The organism is Marinicella marina, assembly GCF_030065545.1.
Taxonomy (GTDB): Bacteria; Pseudomonadota; Gammaproteobacteria; order Xanthomonadales; family Marinicellaceae; genus Marinicella; species Marinicella marina.
Window position 1 is genome coordinate 225,136 of record NZ_JASJNC010000001.1, and the last position, 19,463, is coordinate 244,598.

A 19,463-nucleotide genomic window follows, 5' to 3' on the forward strand; every position below is an offset into this window, starting at 1 on the left:
CCACATATCTGCATAAACGGACATTTGTTGTTTTTACAGTTACCTCATAGCTGCATAAAGGGCCAACTTTTTACAAAAATATCCTTTTTCCTTTTCTCGGGGTTTGAAGTCCATTATGCAAAAATACACGCTAAGTGAGCGTTTACCCGAGAACTTCTGATTAAATTCACACCTATATTTTATCTACGCCTCAATTTAGCGGACTTAGTGTCATAAATATAATCACCAATTGTCTTGTCTCGTATTTTTTTAACCACTTCATCTATTATAAACAAAGGAACTAGAAACCATTCTCGTGGCACAACAGGTTTACCAAACCGATCTTTGATTTCAATTTCAAGCTTTGCACTCTCGAAAAATCGATGAATTAGTGTTTCAAGTTTTTTACGATTGATATTATAAAGTTCGTATGTGGCAATTATTTCCACATCAGCCATTAAGTATGTTGGATCATTTTTTGCATTTGCAATTCGTTTTTTAACATCACCTCCTGTAACACCAATCTTGTGTACAACATCTCGACTTTTATTGATTACTGGATGGTCTCTCATGCTTCGCAAAACATAAATGGTTCCACTGGCCAAATCATCTTCTTTGTTTACGTTATCAAAAATCGGTCCGCCACTAATTTCACTGATACGCCTTCCTGCATCATCTTCCCATAATCTTTTTTGTAATGAATGCATCAATTGATTACTCTCAACTCCATTATCAAAAATTACACGCAATCGATACTCTTTACGCCCATCTTTTCCTATAAAATGATCTCCGACTGATGCAACATAAGCTTTTTGACCACCAATAATAAATAAATTGCCCTCTTCAATGCTGCCATCTTTGATAAATGGCATAGTTTTTCTAAATCCTAAATCAAGATCATTTTGAACTGATTCAAATAAGGGTTTAAATTTATCGAAATCTTTGCAAGCTTGCCTTGTGCCAATTTCATCAGACTTTTCTCTTTCTTTCTGTGCTTGAGATTTAACGTGCTTGAGGTTTGTAATATCGTTAGTTTTTCCAGTTTCAACTCCTAACTGAGACAACAGTTCGTTATCGTCTAACTCATCAAGACTATTTTCACCTTCCAAGTATACTCCTTCAAGTAAACCTTGAGTGTCTAGCGCTTCAACCAATTCCCGACATTCAGGTAGTTTTCTGATCCGGTCTAAGCGAGCAGCATATATCCGCTCGAATATATCCTTGTCTTCGCCATGTTTTGGAAGATGCCCATGTTCTTCTACAAAACGCTGTATTTCCTCAAAACCAGCAATGATACGTTCCTGCTGTTTTGTCAGTTTTGCTTTCTTTTTAGCTTTGACCTCAACACCCAAAGCACCAAGGATCTCTAAATCAGATTGTTCAGCCATCAGCTTCCTCCGATGCTTTTCTTTGAAGAAATGCAATGCCTTCGGCCATTCTTTTTTCCCAAGGATCAGCAGCAGTTAATTCAGGCAAACGTCCTCTTTCCTTCTTAAACTTCAAAGCCCTTTTGGCGAGATCTCGTGCTTCTTCATGAGTAAGGCTGATCTTCTTGGCTGCAATCACTGCAGCCACTTGTTTCAAACTGTCTTCGCTCATTGATTTTGCCAATATAGAATACGCTTCACTGAATGGGTTGATACTATCAATCAAGTCTATATCCAGTTCACGTACGTCCATAGCAAACTTTTTAATTCCATCTATCAGTGCAGTATTACCAGTTTTACCTTCTTCATTAGAGTTGATAATTTCTTTGGCTTTTTGTGTAAGGTTTAGCGCAGCAATCGCGTGTTGACGGATCGCTTCCTGGTCCTCTTCATCTAACTCAGGATACTTCTCTTTAACGATTTTGCCCATGCGCATTTGAGTTAACTCTTCAGGCACTGTTTCTTCATCAAATAGACCTCGTTCCAAAGCTGTTTTATCTTGAACAAAAGAAGTAATTACTTCATTTAAATCTTCCTTACAAATTCTCTGAGCTTTCTCACTTTTGGGTTCTGATAAACCAGTAATTTCAATTTGATACTCTCCTGTAGTCTCATTGACGCCAACATTGTTCTCAGCAGATTTGTAACCATCCTCACCATAATCAAAACCTTCTTGCGGTCCATTTTGTGGTGATTTTGGCACAAAGTCGAATTTAGGCGCCAGCACTTGCTCCATCAACAAACTGGCTGCTATCGCTTTTAGAGTATCATTAATCGCATCAACGATAACGTCTTCTTCAGCACTGGGTTCCGCAATTAAATTGGTAAAGCGTGAGAGTGTTTTTCCTTTCGCATCACGAGTCGCTCTACCAATAATTTGAATGATTTCAGTCAGGCTTGAACGATAACCAACTGTAAGCGCGTGTTCGCACCAAATCCAATCAAAACCTTCCTTTGCCATACCCAGGGCAATGATGATGTCGACATGGTCTCGGTTGTTTTTCTGTTCTGGTATTTTTAAACCGGCAGATACTTGTGCTTGTTTACTTGGGTCAACTAAATCAGCTACTCTAAGTGTTTTACCTTTGGATGTTTTTATTAAATCGAAACCCGTCTCAGGATCTATGCCCATCCATTCACCGAGCTCATCCATAATGTGCTCAACTTCTTTTAATTTTTCCTTTGTACTCTCACGAGAATTTACATTAGGGATGTGAATTATGGTTTTTTCATTCGGATTCAGCACACTTAATATTTCATCTGAATATGTGCCTGAATAAAAATAGTATCCAATATCCAATTTTTTTAAGTACTCATATCCGTTGAGTTGTTCATAATAGGTATAAGTCACTGTTTCAAAGTTTGCTTCATCAGCTGGTGTTAAAACGGCTTCAGCATCACCACGAAAATAGGATCCTGTCATTGCAACAACATGAACTTTGTCTCTTGCAATAAATTGAGCCAATTGATTTCCCAAGATATTATTAGGGTTAGCACTAACATGATGAAACTCATCGACTGCAATTAAACAGTTGTCAAAGGCCTCAATACCAAACCGGTCAACTGCGAAACGAAATGTCGCATGGGTACATACTAAAATATTATCATCACTTTCTAAAAATGATCTGACTGAATTTACCTTGCCACCATCCTCACCTGGAGCATTGCACAGATTCCATTTGGGTTCTACTTCCCAATCCCAGTAAAAACCAAAGTCAGTCAAAGGTTCATCATTAAAACTGGCACCAATAGATTTTTCTGGTACGATGATTAAAGCTTTTATAATATTTTGATTGTTCAGTTTATCTAAAGCAATAAACATCAAAGCCCGACTTTTACCTGAAGCTGGAGGCGATTTAATCAATAAATATTGTTCTCCGCGTTTTTCATAAGCACGTTCTTGCATCACCCGCATACCCAACTCATTGGATTTTTTTGAACTTCCGTTGGTTGAGTAGTTGACTGAGACTGAAGGAATGGATTTATGTACCATGTTAATTCACCTTTTTTATAGTTTTAGATGAATCACCAGATGTCATCTTTGTATATAAATCAAATAGTTTTTCTAATCTTTCTGTGTCATTTTTAAATCGTCTACCAATATAAATGCGTTCTAGAACTTCATCATTTCGCTCATGCGCTCGACGTAAGTTTTCAGGCATCACATCAGGTTTATAAAGGTCAGCAATCGTGGCCGGAAAATGAGCTTCACGCGCTAAAAGAATGTTTTTTGCGCAACGAATTAGATCAGCTTTATTTTTTTCTGTTAACTTAGGTACAGGAAACGTATTCCAGCCTAAAGTATTAGAATATCTGTAATCAGACTTCATCTTGCCACAAACTGTAGCAATCCATACCAAGTGCAATTTCGAAGCTATAAGGGCCATATTCCAAAGAGGGGCATCGTACAATCCAAATGCATAATTCACTATTGAGTTTTGAGGTAAATAACCAACAGGAAAATAATCTCTATTCTCTGAACTTACAATTGGAAGCACCATTGCCTCAGTATAATCAGGCGATCTGATCTCAACAAAGCGATAAGGCATTTTTGACCATTCTTGGGTCGCTTTTTTAGTACTAGAAAGCCGATTCTCTTTAACTCTTTCAAATCGATTGCACAGTTCTTGACTTTGCTTAGCAGTTTCGAAGCTATTTTCATCTATCCAGAAACAAAATCTAGCATTACCTTTGATAAATTCTTGACCTCCATACATAGGTCTAACAAACTTTTTCGCAATATCATCTAATCCATCAAGTTCATAGTGCTCCAATAATAAATGACCACCATCTTTTGCAAAATTACCTAAAAGCATTTCAGAAATATTGGAAATTGGAGATTGGCGTGGTTGAACGAAGGTAGATTTGCCAGGAGCAAGGTATGGGCTTATATTCTGAGTCTTAATTACAATTCCATTACCCTTAGTATCCTGAGAGAAAAGGCTTTTCATTGTGCCAGAAGTTTTTGAAATTCCCACAATTACAACAATTACGCCAGCATTATGACTTGCAAGGTTACTCCATTTAAACGAAGTGTGAGCGAAAGAAATTGAATGACCAGTTTCAAATAGTAGAGGCCACAAAACAGGCACTTGTTGGCCTTGTGAGATTGAGTTGGTTGACACTAAAGCAGAAGAGGCATTTGTATGCTGCCCATAGTCAGCAGCCTTTATGAACCAGCCACACACATAATCTAAAGACTTCCATTTTTTTGTTCTATTACCAATTAAACTTTCAAGATCCAATTTCTGATCCTTAGATTGTTTCTTATCTCCAATGTAAGGAGGGTTTCCACATATATAAGTTTCACCACCTTCATTTTCAAAATCTATTTCAGCTTGTTCTAATGGGGTTGCAAAGATATCATCACTGATGGCTTTAACACCTTTACCGGTGGGTGGGCAAATCGACAGCCAGTCGATTCTTAAAGCATTGCCACAGGTGATCCAGTTTTCAGTATCCAGTGGTAAGAAGTCAGCCAAAGCCAATTTCTGTCCCCTATACTGAAGGTCGCATTGATATTCGGCAATGATCAGTGCCAACCGTGCTATTTCTGCTGGAAAATCTCTAAGCTCAATACCTCTATAGTTCGTTAGTGGTATTTCTGTATGCCTATCTGATTCTTTCCGTCTGAAGTTGATTTCTGCTTCAATAGCGCGCATTTGCTTATAAGCAATCACTAAAAAATTGCCCGAACCACAAGCTGGGTCAAATACCCGAATATTTGAAATTCGCTTCCTTAAGTTAAGCAATTTTCTGCCATTATCGCCAGCTTGATCTAACTGCTCACGTAGATCATCTAAAAACAGTGGGTTCAATACTTTTAGGATGTTAGGTACGCTGGTGTAATGCATGCCCAAACTGCCACGCTCTTCATCATCAGCCACAGCCTGAATCATCGAACCAAATATATCAGGATTGATTTGAGTCCAGTCTAAACTCCCAACATGTAATAAATATGAACGGGCTATTTTTGAAAACACCGGTACTTCTGTACTGCCAGAAAACAAACCGCCATTAACATATGGGAACATGTCGGCCCAACTCTTAATATTTTCCTTTTTTCTTTTGTCTCTTTTAGTATTCATTGCCCGAAAGATTTCACCCATCACTTCATGGGTGTTTGATGCATTGCTTTCACTGATATGGGCTATGGTGTCAGTAAATATATTATTTTCGCTAAATATATCGGTATCTTCAGCAAAAAAACAAAAAATCAGACGAGCCATAAAGTGATTCATGTCATGACGGCGTTCAGCAGTGTCCCAATCAGGGTTTTGACTCAGTAGCTCCACATAAAGCTTGTTGAGACGACTTGTGGCTCTGATATCGAAAGCGCTGTCGCGAATCTGTTTAACCGTACTGATACCAGCTAATGACAAAAAGAAACTGAAATGATTAGGGAAATCTTGGTAATCACATGCCAATGATTCGCCTTCACTTAAATTTTCTGCCTCTAAATATTGGCCATCAGTAACAAGAATGAATTTAGCCTTAGCTTTTGATGTAGAAGGGGAATCTCTTAAAAGTGTCAGAGTGTCTGCTGTATTGCCTTCTGGACAGACAAGAATGTGAATATTATTCCTTTGTAATACACCACCCATATCTTTCAGGTCAGATGCATTAGTAGAACCTTTCTTTTCGCTTCTCAGGCGCTTAATTGTGGTCGCTTTATCGCCATAAGCTTCCAGAAAAGCAAAAGGAAAAGCATCTGCATCAAAAGGTTGTTCTATCAGTGCTGTAACAGCTTCTTCAATTTCAACTGCGTTCAATGGATTCTGCCCTTAACTTTTATCTGCGCTTTTAGCATTGTTATTTACTGTATTGTTATGTTTTTTTATATTATTCTTTTTTAGCCAGTTATGTAAATTGGCTTCAGTCGTATCATATCTGTTCGCTATAAATTTTTGAGTGGAGCCATTTGCCAATAGTGCTTTAATTTCAGGCTTAAATTTATCTAGCTTACTTTTACCTGGTCCCTTGGGTCTGCCCAGTTTAACTCCTTGTGCTTTTTTAGCACGTAACGCCTCTTTCGTCCTTTGTGATATTAAGTCCCTTTCAATTTCTGAAGCCATAGAAAATGCCATAGCAACGACTTTGCTTTGAATACTGCTGTCTAATTTCCAGTCTCCTTTTATAGCATATACATTAATTCCTTTTTGCATTGAGACTGACAATATTTCCATAATCTCCAACATACTCCTGCCTAATCGAGACAACTCACTAACAATTAGTATGTCACCTTTATTAAGGTCTTCCATAACATCAAATAATTTCCTTTTCTTCCAAGAAACATTTCCTGTGATCGTTTCATCAATAAAACTCACTTCACCTAATTTTCGATTATGCGCAAATAATAAAATATCAGACTTGTTTTTTTCATTGTCTTGCTCAAGAGTAGATACTCTCAAATAGCCAATAGTTTTAGGTTTGATTTGTGGCATGCAATGTCAAATAAGATAAAAAGGTGATTTAGATAGATATATTGTAATTAAAATTATATTAATTACATAGATATATCTTTGTTGAATTAACAAATTAAAAACGAACGTTTATGCAATAACAAAAATAATAAACGGCTGCTGCGTCTCAATGAGATAAGCCAAGTGAAATACGTGTTTCCATATCCAGGTCAAAATGACCATATGGATTAACGTGTGCATAAAACAATGGGCACAAGGCCCGATAGTCATCATCAGTGAAGGCATCTTTCCAGTGATCTTGTGACACAACGCTTTGGATCATGAGTGTGTTGATGTATACCAAACATTGCTGCACCAGGTGCAAAGCCAAGACTGAAAGTTCCTGATCATCGGTTTGGGTTGATGCCACTTCACCACTCTTGCCAAAGAAAATAAAGTCATTGGCTCCATTCCAATTTTCAACAACATTCAGTCCTGAATTGATTTCCCTGCGAATTTCCACATGCTCAATGTAGCCACACAGAAAAATGGTCTTGATCACTTTGCCCAGTTCAGACAGCGCCTTGTATGTAGGGTGTTGGATGTTGTTTCTGGTGAACCGCCTAAGAATCGATTCAGGTTCTGCGATTCCTTGTTTCAAGGCGGTTGTGTATTTGATGATTTGATCGTACTGTTCTACGATGATTTTCCAGTTAATTGACCGGGTCAAAATCAGATCTAGGTTTTCAAACTCATCAGCCATGCCTGCCACCGGAACATTCAGTTTTTGAGAGGCGATGTTTTTGAGTCTTGGCATCAAGTTAAACCCAAGCATGTGACTGAAAGCAAATCCAACCTCTGATTGACCATGGGTATCTACATAAGCTTTATCAACTGACATTTCTGTGCAATGCCTGAGCACACCCTCTATCATCGATGCGACTTCCGATGATGAACATTTTTTCAGTTGGGAATAAATGCATGTGCTTCTTTTTTCAACATGCCAATAGATCATCACACCGCTGCTGCGGTACCGGGCGTGCCATTGGGCCATCAGGTTTTGATCCCACGATCCGATCTGTGTTGAATCTGATGCACAAGCCGTGGTGCCTTCTCCCCACAATGCAGTGTCCCTGGCTGCAAATGTGGCATTGACCACCATGGCAATGGCTTGTCTCAGGGAATACTTATTTAAGTAATTTTGCTTTGTGCTGCGTAATTCCTTGTATGTTACACCATGTTTGCCTGCGCTCACCCGCTTTAACCCTGCGTTGGTGCCAATCCCATAGAGGCCAAGTATTAACCGTCTTTGAAGTTCATCCCGATCTACACGCTCACTTGATCTGATGGTCTGAAAACATTCCGTAAAACCAATTTGCATATCGGCTTCTTTCAACATATCCAACAAACTGGTGGTTGGCCACTGAACTTGCACCTCACCCTTCATGCGATTGATGTTTGGCGGGTCAGGCTGCTTTTCCAATGGGGTGATGCAGATTCGATTCTTGTCTGTGTTCCTTAACCGAACAAATTGGTTGTTGGGTATTGATTCATTTAAACTGGTAAGGGCATCATGCATTTTGGCTTTTAAGTTATCAACAAACTCGTTTGCATTTTGGGAGTGGCCCAAGTCTTGGTAATAAAACTCACGATTCTCAGAAAAGTCCTGGGGTAAATCTTCATCAGGGTTACGAAAGCGATCAGCGCCTTCCACCCAGATTTCTTTGCATCGCAGTTTCTCACGCAATGATTGAAGTACGCATATTTCATAATTGATGCGGTTTACACGCTTATTTCCAGCTTTGTCTTCCTCAATCACAACTTCATGCCACTTAGGTTGGATCACCCCATCAATGGGCACATCATCATTGATGTTGAAATATGATTTTCTCGAAGGCTGTTTGGCTTTGATGAATTCCCAGGCATCGAGCACGGGCTTGTGTGATTCATTGTTTGATTTGAGGGGCAGAGCCTTTAAGATTTTAGGAATCATCCTTTGATAATGACTTGAATAGTTGGCCCTGATCACCTTGTGAACTTCCAATTTATACCCTGGACCATTCGATTTGTATTCCTTAATCAAATTGGACAAAGTGTTCTCACCAACAAGGGGAAAGATCACTTCACTGATTCTGCCTTGGGGGTGTTCAAGGGCAGCATCGGCTATTTGATGCAGGATGTGGTTTTTGCCATACACTTTTTTGAAGTCCTTCAGGAGCGTTTTTTTGACCTTGTTGTCAGCACGTACCGACAACCGGTGGATGACTTGAATCAAAAGCTCAACCAAGCCATCAATAATCTCAGCTTTGCGCATGTAGAGAAAGATTGATGTGAGGGCAAAACGGATGTTGTCAGGATGTCGTTGTGTTTCCCAGGCACTTTGGCTGGCCACTCGCATTCTATATTCTGACAAAGCTTTCTGGTTCATTTGCTTGAAAGTTTTCTCAGGCAGTGTGATAGAGTTGATAAATGCGAGCTTGTCTGATTCTTTGACCACACTTTCAAAACCGATTTTTCCGGGATCCGCTTTGATTGTTGAAAATTTTATTTTAGCGCTTTCAGACGTTAAAAATTTATCCAACTTGATCTTGTCACTTGAAGATATTTGGCTAGTAATATTGGTAAATATTTTGTCCTCATATTGAGACGTCGCTGATCTGATTAGCCTTTCCAGAACGGCTTCCGTTGGGCGCATTAACCTTTGTTTAAACAACCAATCGTCGACTCTAGACAGAAGTTTATCGAAGTTAATCGTTTTGGGGATAGCTGTATCAATTAACCAGGCTGTTAAATTCTCTCGATCATTAACACTCGTTTTTTTGATCCCAAGAAACTCTAAAACTTCAGCTTTGTGTCGTCTTGAAATCCTGCCATTCCATTTATATTCAGGAATGCTTTAACATCTAATTGGCTCATCAAATACTCTAAAGCCTTGTGGGGAATATCAGCATAAGAAGACGGAAATATACCTTGATTCATATATAGTTTGAGGTGAATACAAAAGGGAAGTAAACTGTTTTCAGATTTTCCCTTTAAAAGTTCAAGCTCTTCATATTGCAGGGACCACTTTTGCGATACATCTTCAAATGGGGTAATTAAATTCATAGCAAGCTCCGTTGGATGAAACTTGTATGTTAATGCATAAAAACAACAAATGTCCGTTTATGCAGCTATGTGGTCACTGGGCCAAGAAGCAGTGAATCAAGTAACCCAACATGGTTTGTAATCCCCCCATTTTGAAATTGACAGCCTCACTGCTGTAAGCCATCAAACTCTTTTGTTAGCCATAAATGGCAACGAGTATGATGGCAACAGTAACTTTCTATTTTGAAGTCACTGCAAAATGGGGGATTACAGGGTTCCAGGTTTTATCTCACCTTTATTCTTAACTAACTCAGAGTGTTGAATGCCAATTTGATCTGAAACTATCACTTTTATCATCATATTTCTTCTAATTATTTATTATAGTTATAAGTTTATGGGCCAAACTGAAGAAACCAAAAAAATAAAAAGATAATTGTTTGAAAATAAAACCAATATATGGAATTTTTTGTTAGTCATATTCATAATGTAGACTTGCTAACTCTAGTGTTGGGGTTTTATTTCTGCCATGTTCTGCGATTAAGTGTAAATTCTTACGTGCTCTAGAACCTATCACATAGAGTAGTCTTTTTGCACTTTTAGATTTGTCGAGTTCATTAAAATGTGGCACTACATCATTCAAGATGCCAAATGCAATTACTGTATCGAATTCAGCCCCTTTTACTCCGTGAATTGTCGAGACTGTAATTCCTGATTTTTGGCGAAATACCCTTCGAAAAGTCTCAACATTACCAGCATAAGTATAACCTTCCCTAATAAGCCTCTGAATTCTTTCATGTGAGCTGTCAAAAAAAGCATTTCTGTGTTCTACCAGAACATTATAATTTTCAATTTTTAAATTATATTTTTGAAAAATCCTTACAAAAAATTCTTTCAAATACAATAAGCCATCTTTTTCATTAATATCAATTGAATTGACGAACCTAATAAATTGGCGAACTTTCCATGATTGAACGACTACCCCAGCATCTTGAAAAAAAAGAATAATTTCCGTTGCCCACCTCATCCTTCTTACATACATCCTAGGTGATGAATTAGTAAGTATTAAGCGTGCGACTTTATACCAAATATTTTCTGGGTCTCTTACAAACGGCGTTAATCCTGGTCCATTAAAATCGTGGTTAGGGACAATTGCTACCAATCGTCGAGTCAAACTTGCAAGGTGAATCCACCATGGGCCAACGATACAAATTTCATTAGGAGATATTCCATAGTGATCAACATTCAAATCAATCAGCTGTTTTATTTCTTGTGCTAGGTTATCTTTATGAGTGTTTGTGTCAAAAGTTACTAAGCTATTATATGCTTTATGTTCTGCATAAGAAAAAATCTGGGATCCGTAAACTTTGAAGTTGCTAAAAAAATTCACAATCCGTTCTGAGTTTCGATAATTGCGAGTTAATTCTAATTGTTGAAAATCCAACTGAGCAAGTTTAGAAAGTTCATCTACACGGATCGGATACCCTCCTAATGATGTAAAAATTGCTTGATTTGGGTCACCAACTACAAATGCATTCACTTGATTGTTGCCAGCGCTCCATATTGAAGCAAGAATATGATACATAATATTTTTTGTGTCTTGATATTCGTCTATAAGGATATAAGAGAAAATATTGCTCAATAACTTACTAATGGCAGGGTGCTGACTAATCAACTGGTACGAATACCATAGAATTAGCTCGAAGTCTACTTGGCGATTATCACTTAATTGTTCGTGATAAGCATTTAAGGTTGCTATAACTTTATCTCTCTTATAATTGGTGCATTTGATATTTTTTCCATTTGAATCGAAATAGTGTTCACAATCATAGTGAGTAATGGCTTTCTTACCAACCGTAATACAAAGCTCACTAAGCATTTTTTCAGTGTCATGTGAGTTAATAAGACGAAATCCAAATTTTAATTCTGAGTGATAAACCCCATATGGTTTAATAATCCACTCTAAACAAAATGAATGTATAGTTCCAATCCATAGTTGAGTGGTATCAATGCCCATTGATTCAATGCGTTCATGAATTTCGTTTGCGGCTGCATTGGTATAGGTGATTGCAAGGATTCGTTTTTTTAGTGAAGTGATTTTTGATAGTTCGTATGCAATTTTATATGTTAATGTTCTGGTTTTACCACTGCCAGGGCATGCAACTAAAAATACATTATTGTCATTCTCAACGGCATCAATCTGGTCGTCATTAAGATCTTTATCAGTCCATAAATCCATGATCTATAGCGCGACCAAAACGTATGTAAAAAGATCATCTGGGAAGTGTTTGCAAAAACTGTTTTTCAGGTCATTAATTTGACAGCTATCAGATTCGTAGTTCACAATTACTTCATACAAAGATTCAATGGCCTTTTTTCTCGCCTCAAGGTATGTTTTCCATTTTTCATACCAGACGTCATCTTCACCAGTAGTTTCATCAACATGTTTTTTATCTGATTTATAGTCATTAAGAAAAAAGTTAAACCGAAACTTGATGATCCGAAAAACTATTCTTTCGTCATTCATAGATGAGGCTGAAAAAACTGCATCTAAGATATATCGAGGTATTTTAAAGTTTGAATCGAGTGAATTGGCCAGTAATATAGCGAACCAACCTTTGCCACAACTTTTGGCCATAGTCAGCGCACGTCTGCCTGAATTTTCTATATTTTGACTAGCAAGCTGTTTTTTTGCTTTTTTTATTGTGGCCGAATCAGAGTATACCTCATTCAAAATATCTTCAAAATAATTCGCATTTCCTTCAAGAATTAAGTCCACCTCCAAAGTATGTTTGGCGTAATGAGCAAAAAGCCAGTCACTTGAGTTACAAAGTTTATCTAATGCAACTTTTCGTCTCTGGCCTGATTTTGCAGAGCCACGAGCTTTCCTTTTTCTTTTATTAACGAAGTCTGAGTCAGCATCTAATTTTGTTGTATCAAAAAAAGCCGAATCATGGTCTGTGATTATGCTACAACGTTTTCTTATTCGTTGTTGATGAAAAAGCTGTGCAACATTTTCAAAGCCCGTGCTGCCAATATTAATTAAACTGATTCCTAGCTCATCTAAGCTAATACCAAGTACTTTTTTAAACATAGATGGAATAAGAATTTCCTCGGAATCGCCTTCAACCAACACTACACTCTTTGCGAATAATAAGTTACTCCTTACTGCATCCAAGTAACGCTGGACTTTATTTATTTGACTTGGGCTGAGTCCAGTTGTTGGTTGAAAGGCTTCAAATGCATTGTCAACTTTACCAATTATATTAATTTGTTCAACATTACTGGATTCAGAAATGTGGGGTGAATGAGTGGAATAAATAATTTGGGTATTTTCAAACTGAACTTTATCAAATAATGTTTTTTGAATATGAGTATGGATATGAGCTTCTGGTTCTTCAATCAAAAGGAAATTAGCTATAGTTTCGCGGTTATGTTGATATTTAAACTCAAGTAGTTTAAGTGTAAGGTAGATCATATTTGCACCTCCCAAACTCATCTCGCTAATATTCCCCTCATAACCGTCGTCTGATTCAGACACAAAAAGCTTCAAGGATTGAAAAAGCTGTTCCGCTTTGGTTGATAAGTCTGATTTTATTGATAAAGAATTAGGCGCATAAGTATCACCTAAGGTATCACTCAAAGTAAGTTCAATATCATCGCGAACATTAACCACATCTTCGTATTCTTCAATTGATGTATTTAGCTGTGCAACCTGGTCAATAATAGATTTAAAGTTTTGGTCATCAATTTCCCCGCTTTTATTTTTAAGCAGAGTATATAGGGGATTGTTTCTGTTTCCTCGAAAATCAGATACAACATCTCTCAATGCCTGAATGAATGTAAATGAGAGTTCTCTTGGCATATACAATGCTTGAGGTACGCGACCACCAATTTCACTTAAGTCCAACTCATCAGGGAATATAACATTTTCAAAATCACCCACTATTGACTTATATGATTCTGGGTCGTTGAAATCGATACTACTTTTGCCTGTTAAGATGGTCTCGTAGTCATCTATTGAAATTTTTTCTAGTATGTTATTTAGACCAAAATTGTCATCAGGGAGTAATAATGAAAGTTCATTTCGAATTATAGAATTAGGTCGAAAAATTAAATTATAGCTAGCTTTACCAACAGATTGGATGTCACCAGTGCCGTGCAAAAATAGCGCTTGAATTGCTTCATCCTGCGAAACTTCTTGGAATTCTATGCTTATTATTATCCAGTGGCCTTGCCATTTGCCGATTCCTCGAAAAAAGTCGTTTTCATTTAGGCGTATTGCGGAACGCCGCATCGTCTCATCTAGTAAAAGCCTAATCCCTCTAAAAAGATTAGTTTTACCCGAACCATTTTCACCAATAATAGTATTAACGCCTTTGTCGAATAAAAACTTAGCATTCGAAAAATTACGATAATTAATTAAACTAACTTTGGATATATGCATTTATTTTCCCTTAATTTAAAACAATTTTTAACCTTGCACACATAAATTACTATTTCAAAGCCTACATCTTTTGTCAATAAAAATAGATTTTCTCCGTACATTTTTTGACATGCTAAACAGTTAGAAGTACTCTAAAAGCAAGTTATATGCTTTTTAAAAAAACAATTATTCGCAAAGAAAGACCATACGTGGTTTTCTGCTAACTGAATTTTTTAACTAACAATATGACCTTTCCTCCAAAAACAGAACCATGACAAGGATGTACGTTGTAATACTTTATTGACAATCATTTCAGAATTCTACTCTATTGATATCACTCAAGTTTCATCATAATTGACCCCATCAATCAGTGGACACGACAAGAACCGTCAGGCAATCGAACTCTTACCATTTCAACCGCCGATAAGAACCGTCAGGGTCCACTGCTTGACTACATTGAGGGTGAATATCATGAAAGTGAATGCAGTTAATGAAATACGGAAAAACAGGTTAGCAAGAAAAGCACAAGTTGATTCTGGCTTACATCAAGAAATCAAATTATTGAGGGAGAAAATTGTCAGAGAATCATTCTCTCCAAATTTTGACTCTAAACGTCATCAGTCGTTAATGGATAAACTTGCTAAACTAAAAAAGGAGCATAGAAAATTAGCTTTGCAACAAAATGTATAAAAAAACTTGTTTTATTGCTCTGAATTGTCTATTTTAATTAGTGTGTGTGTAAAGGTAGCATTGATGTTTGAGTATATCAATGCCTGTTTTTTGCGGAAGTAGGAAGGGGAAAATGGCCTTTTATCATACATTAAAGTCATACGATGACAACAATGAACAGGGTGTTGATTATCCAAATAAACAGTCTTGGATTTCTAGTCGGCTTCTTACTCTTAGACACGATTTATATCACCAAATAGAAAAACACCGTGAACCCAATTCTTTAATTATTGGTTCTTGGAATATTCGTGCTTTTGATGATGGCATGCCACGTTTGGATGAAAGTTATCACTATATTGCTGAAATTATTGATCACTTTGATATTTGTGCTTTACAGGAGATCAAGTCTGATCTGGCACCATTAAGAAAGCTAATTAGGTTCCTAGGACCTAATTGGGACTACTTTGTTAATGATGTTTCAACGCATAAAGGAGGCAATAAGGAACGCTCGGCTTTTGTCTTCAATAAAAATAAGGTCTTCTTCCGAAACCTCATTGGAGAGGTCGTTCTGTCATCAGATGAACTCATTGCAGGTGAGCAAGTTGCACGAACTCCATTTTTTGCGTCCTTCCAAGCCCATTGGTTTAAATTCTCTCTTTGTTCTGCCCATATCATATTTGGAGATGATTTAAATTTACGCGCGCATGAGATAAAAGCTATAGCTAAGTCACTTATTAAACGAGCTAAGAAAGAGGATCAAGTACATATTTTTCTTGGGGATATGAACATTGAGAAAAAAGACGACTACATCATGGAGGCTTTGAAGTCTACCAAGATGGTGGTGCCAGACTTTGGACCTACAAACATGTCTGGTAATCGTTGGTATGACCAAATGGCATTTACTCAAAAGGGTAAAGCTGGCAATAAAACCAGATTACTGAGACATGGCAAATTTGATTGGCGTCATGCTGTTTTTGGCCCACACCCAGATCCCAGTAATTTTCCATCATTGCCTCTGTCAGTTTTAGATTCTGCAAACGGTAAAAGCAGGCTAACTAAACAACAACTACTTGATCATTATGAACCTGTAGTCAATAAACTGAGGGTTAATTATGGCAAGAATGCATATGCTGATTTTAGCAAATCATATAAAACATGGACAACTTATGAGATGTCAGATCACTTACCTATCTGGATGGAATTAGAAATCGACTATTCTGATGATTACCTAAGTAAATATTTATAGTGGACTAATAATTTTGCAGGTTATTAAAAAAAATCAATAGGGGAAATATTATGGCTACAAGTTATATGGAATCGTTCCATCCAAAACATATTGAGGAAAATTGTGACGCAAATGTCGTGTTTATTCATGGTCTTGATGGGCATCATGTAAATACATGGAAGAATAATCCGTCTGATCAAAGTATGTGGTTTGATTGGCTTATCGATGATTTTAAAAACCTCGGGGTTTGGTCAGTTTCATATAATTCAAAGTCATCTAGATGGTTTGGTAATGAACCAATGCCATTGAATGAAAGAGCAATAAATATATCGGAGTGGATGAATAATAATAACATCTATGACAAACCCTTTATTCTCATTTGTCATAGCTTAGGTGGATTAATTGCAAAAGAACTTTTAAGAATGGCAAACGATGGAAGATTAAGTAACCCTAAAATAATTTCAAGTTTAAAAGGCATAATCTTTCTCGCAACCCCTCATTTAGGATCTGGAGTTGCAGATTTAGTTGCTAACTATAAGATACTCAGGTCTACTAACTTAACACAGCAGTTACAACAGGATTCAGCCCTTTTGACAAGCTTAAACGAGTGGTTTAGAGTCAAAATTATTAAGAACGAATTTTCTTGTTTAAGTTTTTATGAAACCATGAAAACAAAAGGTGTCAGACTAGTTGTAGATCGGATATCCTCAGATTTAAAAATTCCTGACAAGCCATCAATTCCAGTTGATGAAGATCACATTTCTATTTGTAAACCGCCAAATAAAACAGCATTGGTATACCAATCTTGTAGCAATTTTATAAGAAATAAACTAGATATTAATGAATCAAAAAACAAAAGAAATTCTAATGACATAGAAAGATATAGTAAAGGGATGCACATTAATACAAAGCTATACAACCAGCTTGAAAATAATGGAATGCCACAATTTTCAAAAATGATCAAATTTTGCTCTCAAATTAGAGATAGTAATTTTGCCACTTCGTTTGAAGAAATTGCCCCTAAAATTATAAACTCAGAAGAAAACCTTTTAATAATAGTTGAAGGTAAAAGCGGAACCGGCAAAACAGCTTTATGCCACGGACTCTTTTATCACTTAGAAGAAATATCTAAAGGTTCAAACTTTTCTATTTTTTATTTTAACTTATCACGCTTTTTTCAAAAATGTATATCACCGCTTGCATCAGAAAGTAACTACTCAATTGATCAGTTTAAAGATGATTTCAACAGTTTTATTAAATCAATTACAAATGATGATGTATTTATTTTGGATGAAATTGATGATAACACTATTTATGGCCCAAATGATTTAGAGCCGTATAAAAAACTAATAATAGATGGCTTTAAGGCTGCAGCTTGTAAAACAAAAATAGTTTCTTCTCAGAATATAAAAAAACACAATTTAGCGCACGAGGGTCCTAAAATATATTTATCTACTAAATCTATTGCTAATGACGATAATCTTATTTCAGAGTTTTTAAAGGAATATGTTAGTTTCAATTACTCAAATACAAAAAACTATGAGATTCTTTCCAAAGCATTAAAAAACTTTAAATTCAGAGAAGTTGATTTCTTTACGTTATCCATCCTTGAGAAAAGTATTGATAAGATTGAAGATTCAATTAAAACAAATGAACTAATAAATGAATCATTAGAATATCTCGTGTTGCGAAAATATGGCAGAGACAAAGACCCTATTAAAATCATTCAAGAGGCTTCCAAATCAACATTTCATCATTTTTACCCGAATCAACTAAATTCAAATAATAAAATTCCAGAGGTGCCAACTGTTTTTAAAGGAAATAGCTTAATCGAAGATTACTTAATTGCCCATTATGTTGTTAGTTGCATACTTAGTTTCAAAGTGAAACAAGACATCGAATGTTTTAGCGTTGTTCATTCAGATGGGGTAAATAGATTTATCAAAGAACTAATAAACGTTAATAAAAGTACCCAAGAAAAAACTTTAAACCATCTAAAACAGATTTATCAAAATTTTCAAGAGGTAATTAAAACTGAAGAAAATAATATTGAGATTTATAAAACCTCAATTCGTGGAATGACACATGCATGCTATCTACTCGGAAGATTTTCAGATGATTCGATACGTGAAAATGCCAAAGAATTTTTATTGATAGAAAAGGAATACTATCAAGATTCATATAAAAATGGATATTTAAAGAATGCAATAGCACCAGATGATGTGGGATTATTAATCAGAACAATTTTCATTAGCTTAGCTTATCTTGGAGATGATACTGCAGCCAACGAATATGTAGAAAGATTGCTTGCCGATCAGTATGAGGATGACTTAAACAGAGGTTTTCATTTAGAGTATTACGGTGATATAGATAACCATGGTTCTTCAATAGTTAATCACAAAGATAATCTGTGTGATTGTGAGAAAACATTTAATCACATTGCAAAGAAAATAAAGAACCATGAATCAAGAAATTCCAAAACTTTAATTGAAATTGAAGTTTTGACTCTTCTTAGCCTAGTTCAAAAAAGATATGTCTCTAAAGGTATAACAGCATATAACGATAGAACTATTGAATTGCTTGATTTAATTTCAAAAAAAGATGTTTTACTAACATCTAATCGAAAGTTACAAGCTTACTGCGAACTCATTAAAGAATGCATACTCGATACAAATTTTTCACTATGTAATTATTTAAGCCAGCTTTTTGAACTTAAAAAACTAGATAGAGCTGGTTGGATAAGGATGGGTGTGAATGAAAAAATAGATAGAGTTGAATCGGTAGCTGAACATACTTTTTCAACTTTTTTAATTACTTCTCTATTCTTAAACGAAAACCATGATCAATCAGATGAAAAATTTGATAGAAGTAAGGTCATAAATCTTCTTCTTCATCATGATCTCGCAGAATCAATTGTGGGTGACATCATAAATAAAAATGAAGCTGACCTTAAGAGTGAAGAAAATGCCATTGCTAAAATTTCGCTATATGGAACATTTCCAGGAATATCTAATTTATCTTTTTTTTATGACTTGTGGAAAGAGTTTGAGGATAAGACTTCAGTTGAAGGGAAAATTGCTAAAGACATAGACTACATTGATTCTATTTACCAATTAATTGACTACAAAAGCAGGGGTTTTATAAAAGAAAAAGATTTCTTAGATTTTAAAAGCAATGTAGCGCAAAAGATCGAAACGAATACTGGAAAAAAGATGCTTGAAATGGTTCTAAACACATTTGAGCAAAATTAAATT

General features: G+C 36.2%; 11 protein-coding genes. 3 read left to right on the forward strand and 8 right to left on the reverse strand.

Annotated features, from left to right (window positions below; all coding sequences use genetic code 11):
• Positions 1–179 precede the first annotated feature (179 nt).
• The 8 genes from QNI24_RS01000 to QNI24_RS01035 all read right to left on the reverse strand — a co-directional run bounded on the left by QNI24_RS01000 (position 180) and on the right by QNI24_RS01035 (position 14,336).
• Positions 180–1,367, reverse strand: a complete 1,188-nt coding sequence (locus tag QNI24_RS01000) for a GIY-YIG nuclease family protein (protein WP_283708445.1) — start codon at positions 1,365–1,367, stop codon at positions 180–182.
• On the reverse strand, positions 1,360–3,399 hold the full coding sequence (locus QNI24_RS01005; RefSeq protein WP_283708446.1) for a DEAD/DEAH box helicase: 2,040 nt from the start codon (positions 3,397–3,399) through the stop codon (positions 1,360–1,362). Before QNI24_RS01005 ends, QNI24_RS01000 begins: the two co-directional genes overlap by 8 nt.
• 1 nt (position 3,400) lies before the next feature.
• A complete protein-coding gene (locus tag QNI24_RS01010; RefSeq protein WP_283708447.1) occupies positions 3,401–6,178 on the reverse strand; it encodes a class I SAM-dependent DNA methyltransferase in 2,778 nt (925 codons plus the stop codon).
• A gap of 12 nt (positions 6,179–6,190) precedes the next feature.
• Entirely contained in the window at positions 6,191–6,850 is a 660-nt protein-coding gene (locus tag QNI24_RS01015; protein WP_283708448.1) for a recombinase family protein, read from the reverse strand.
• Between the two features lie 145 nt (positions 6,851–6,995).
• Complete coding sequence (locus QNI24_RS01020) at positions 6,996–9,701, reverse strand: Tn3 family transposase (RefSeq protein WP_347177850.1); 2,706 nt, start codon at positions 9,699–9,701, stop codon at positions 6,996–6,998.
• Positions 9,644–9,913 (reverse strand): hypothetical protein, encoded by a 270-nt coding sequence (locus QNI24_RS01025; RefSeq protein ID WP_283708449.1) that lies wholly within the window; start codon positions 9,911–9,913, stop codon positions 9,644–9,646. The genes QNI24_RS01020 and QNI24_RS01025 overlap by 58 nt, the downstream gene beginning before the upstream one ends.
• Positions 9,914–10,361: 448 nt before the next feature.
• Positions 10,362–12,128, reverse strand: a complete 1,767-nt coding sequence (locus tag QNI24_RS01030) for a UvrD-helicase domain-containing protein (RefSeq protein ID WP_283708450.1) — start codon at positions 12,126–12,128, stop codon at positions 10,362–10,364.
• Positions 12,129–12,131: 3 nt separating this feature from the next.
• Entirely contained in the window at positions 12,132–14,336 is a 2,205-nt protein-coding gene (locus tag QNI24_RS01035) for an ATP-dependent nuclease (protein ID WP_283708451.1), read from the reverse strand.
• Positions 14,337–14,786: 450 nt separating this feature from the next.
• Between QNI24_RS01035 and QNI24_RS01040 the strand changes: the two genes are divergently transcribed.
• The 3 genes from QNI24_RS01040 to QNI24_RS01050 all read left to right on the forward strand — a co-directional run bounded on the left by QNI24_RS01040 (position 14,787) and on the right by QNI24_RS01050 (position 19,460).
• Positions 14,787–15,005 (forward strand): hypothetical protein, encoded by a 219-nt coding sequence (locus QNI24_RS01040; RefSeq protein WP_283708452.1) that lies wholly within the window; start codon positions 14,787–14,789, stop codon positions 15,003–15,005.
• A 112-nt stretch (positions 15,006–15,117) separates the two neighbouring features.
• Positions 15,118–16,230 (forward strand): endonuclease/exonuclease/phosphatase family protein, encoded by a 1,113-nt coding sequence (locus tag QNI24_RS01045; protein ID WP_283708453.1) that lies wholly within the window; start codon positions 15,118–15,120, stop codon positions 16,228–16,230.
• 50 nt (positions 16,231–16,280) lie between these two features.
• Positions 16,281–19,460, forward strand: coding sequence for an HD domain-containing protein (locus QNI24_RS01050; protein ID WP_283708454.1), 3,180 nt, complete (start codon positions 16,281–16,283; stop codon positions 19,458–19,460).
• Positions 19,461–19,463: the final 3 nt, after the last annotated feature.

Bases quoted from the DNA above. Each gene is read 5' to 3' on its own strand.
- QNI24_RS01005 (WP_283708446.1), bottom strand. From the start codon at position 3,399: ATGGTACATAAATCCATTCCTTCAGTCTCAGTCAACTACTCAACCAAC.
- QNI24_RS01035 (WP_283708451.1), bottom strand. From the start codon at position 14,336: ATGCATATATCCAAAGTTAGTTTAATTAATTATCGTAATTTTTCGAAT.
- QNI24_RS01000 (WP_283708445.1), bottom strand. From the start codon at position 1,367: ATGGCTGAACAATCTGATTTAGAGATCCTTGGTGCTTTGGGTGTTGAG.
- QNI24_RS01025 (WP_283708449.1), bottom strand. From the start codon at position 9,913: ATGAATTTAATTACCCCATTTGAAGATGTATCGCAAAAGTGGTCCCTG.
- QNI24_RS01015 (WP_283708448.1), bottom strand. From the start codon at position 6,850: ATGCCACAAATCAAACCTAAAACTATTGGCTATTTGAGAGTATCTACT.
- QNI24_RS01030 (WP_283708450.1), bottom strand. From the start codon at position 12,128: ATGGATTTATGGACTGATAAAGATCTTAATGACGACCAGATTGATGCC.
- QNI24_RS01045 (WP_283708453.1), top strand. From the start codon at position 15,118: ATGGCCTTTTATCATACATTAAAGTCATACGATGACAACAATGAACAG.
- QNI24_RS01040 (WP_283708452.1), top strand. From the start codon at position 14,787: ATGAAAGTGAATGCAGTTAATGAAATACGGAAAAACAGGTTAGCAAGA.
- QNI24_RS01050 (WP_283708454.1), top strand. From the start codon at position 16,281: ATGGCTACAAGTTATATGGAATCGTTCCATCCAAAACATATTGAGGAA.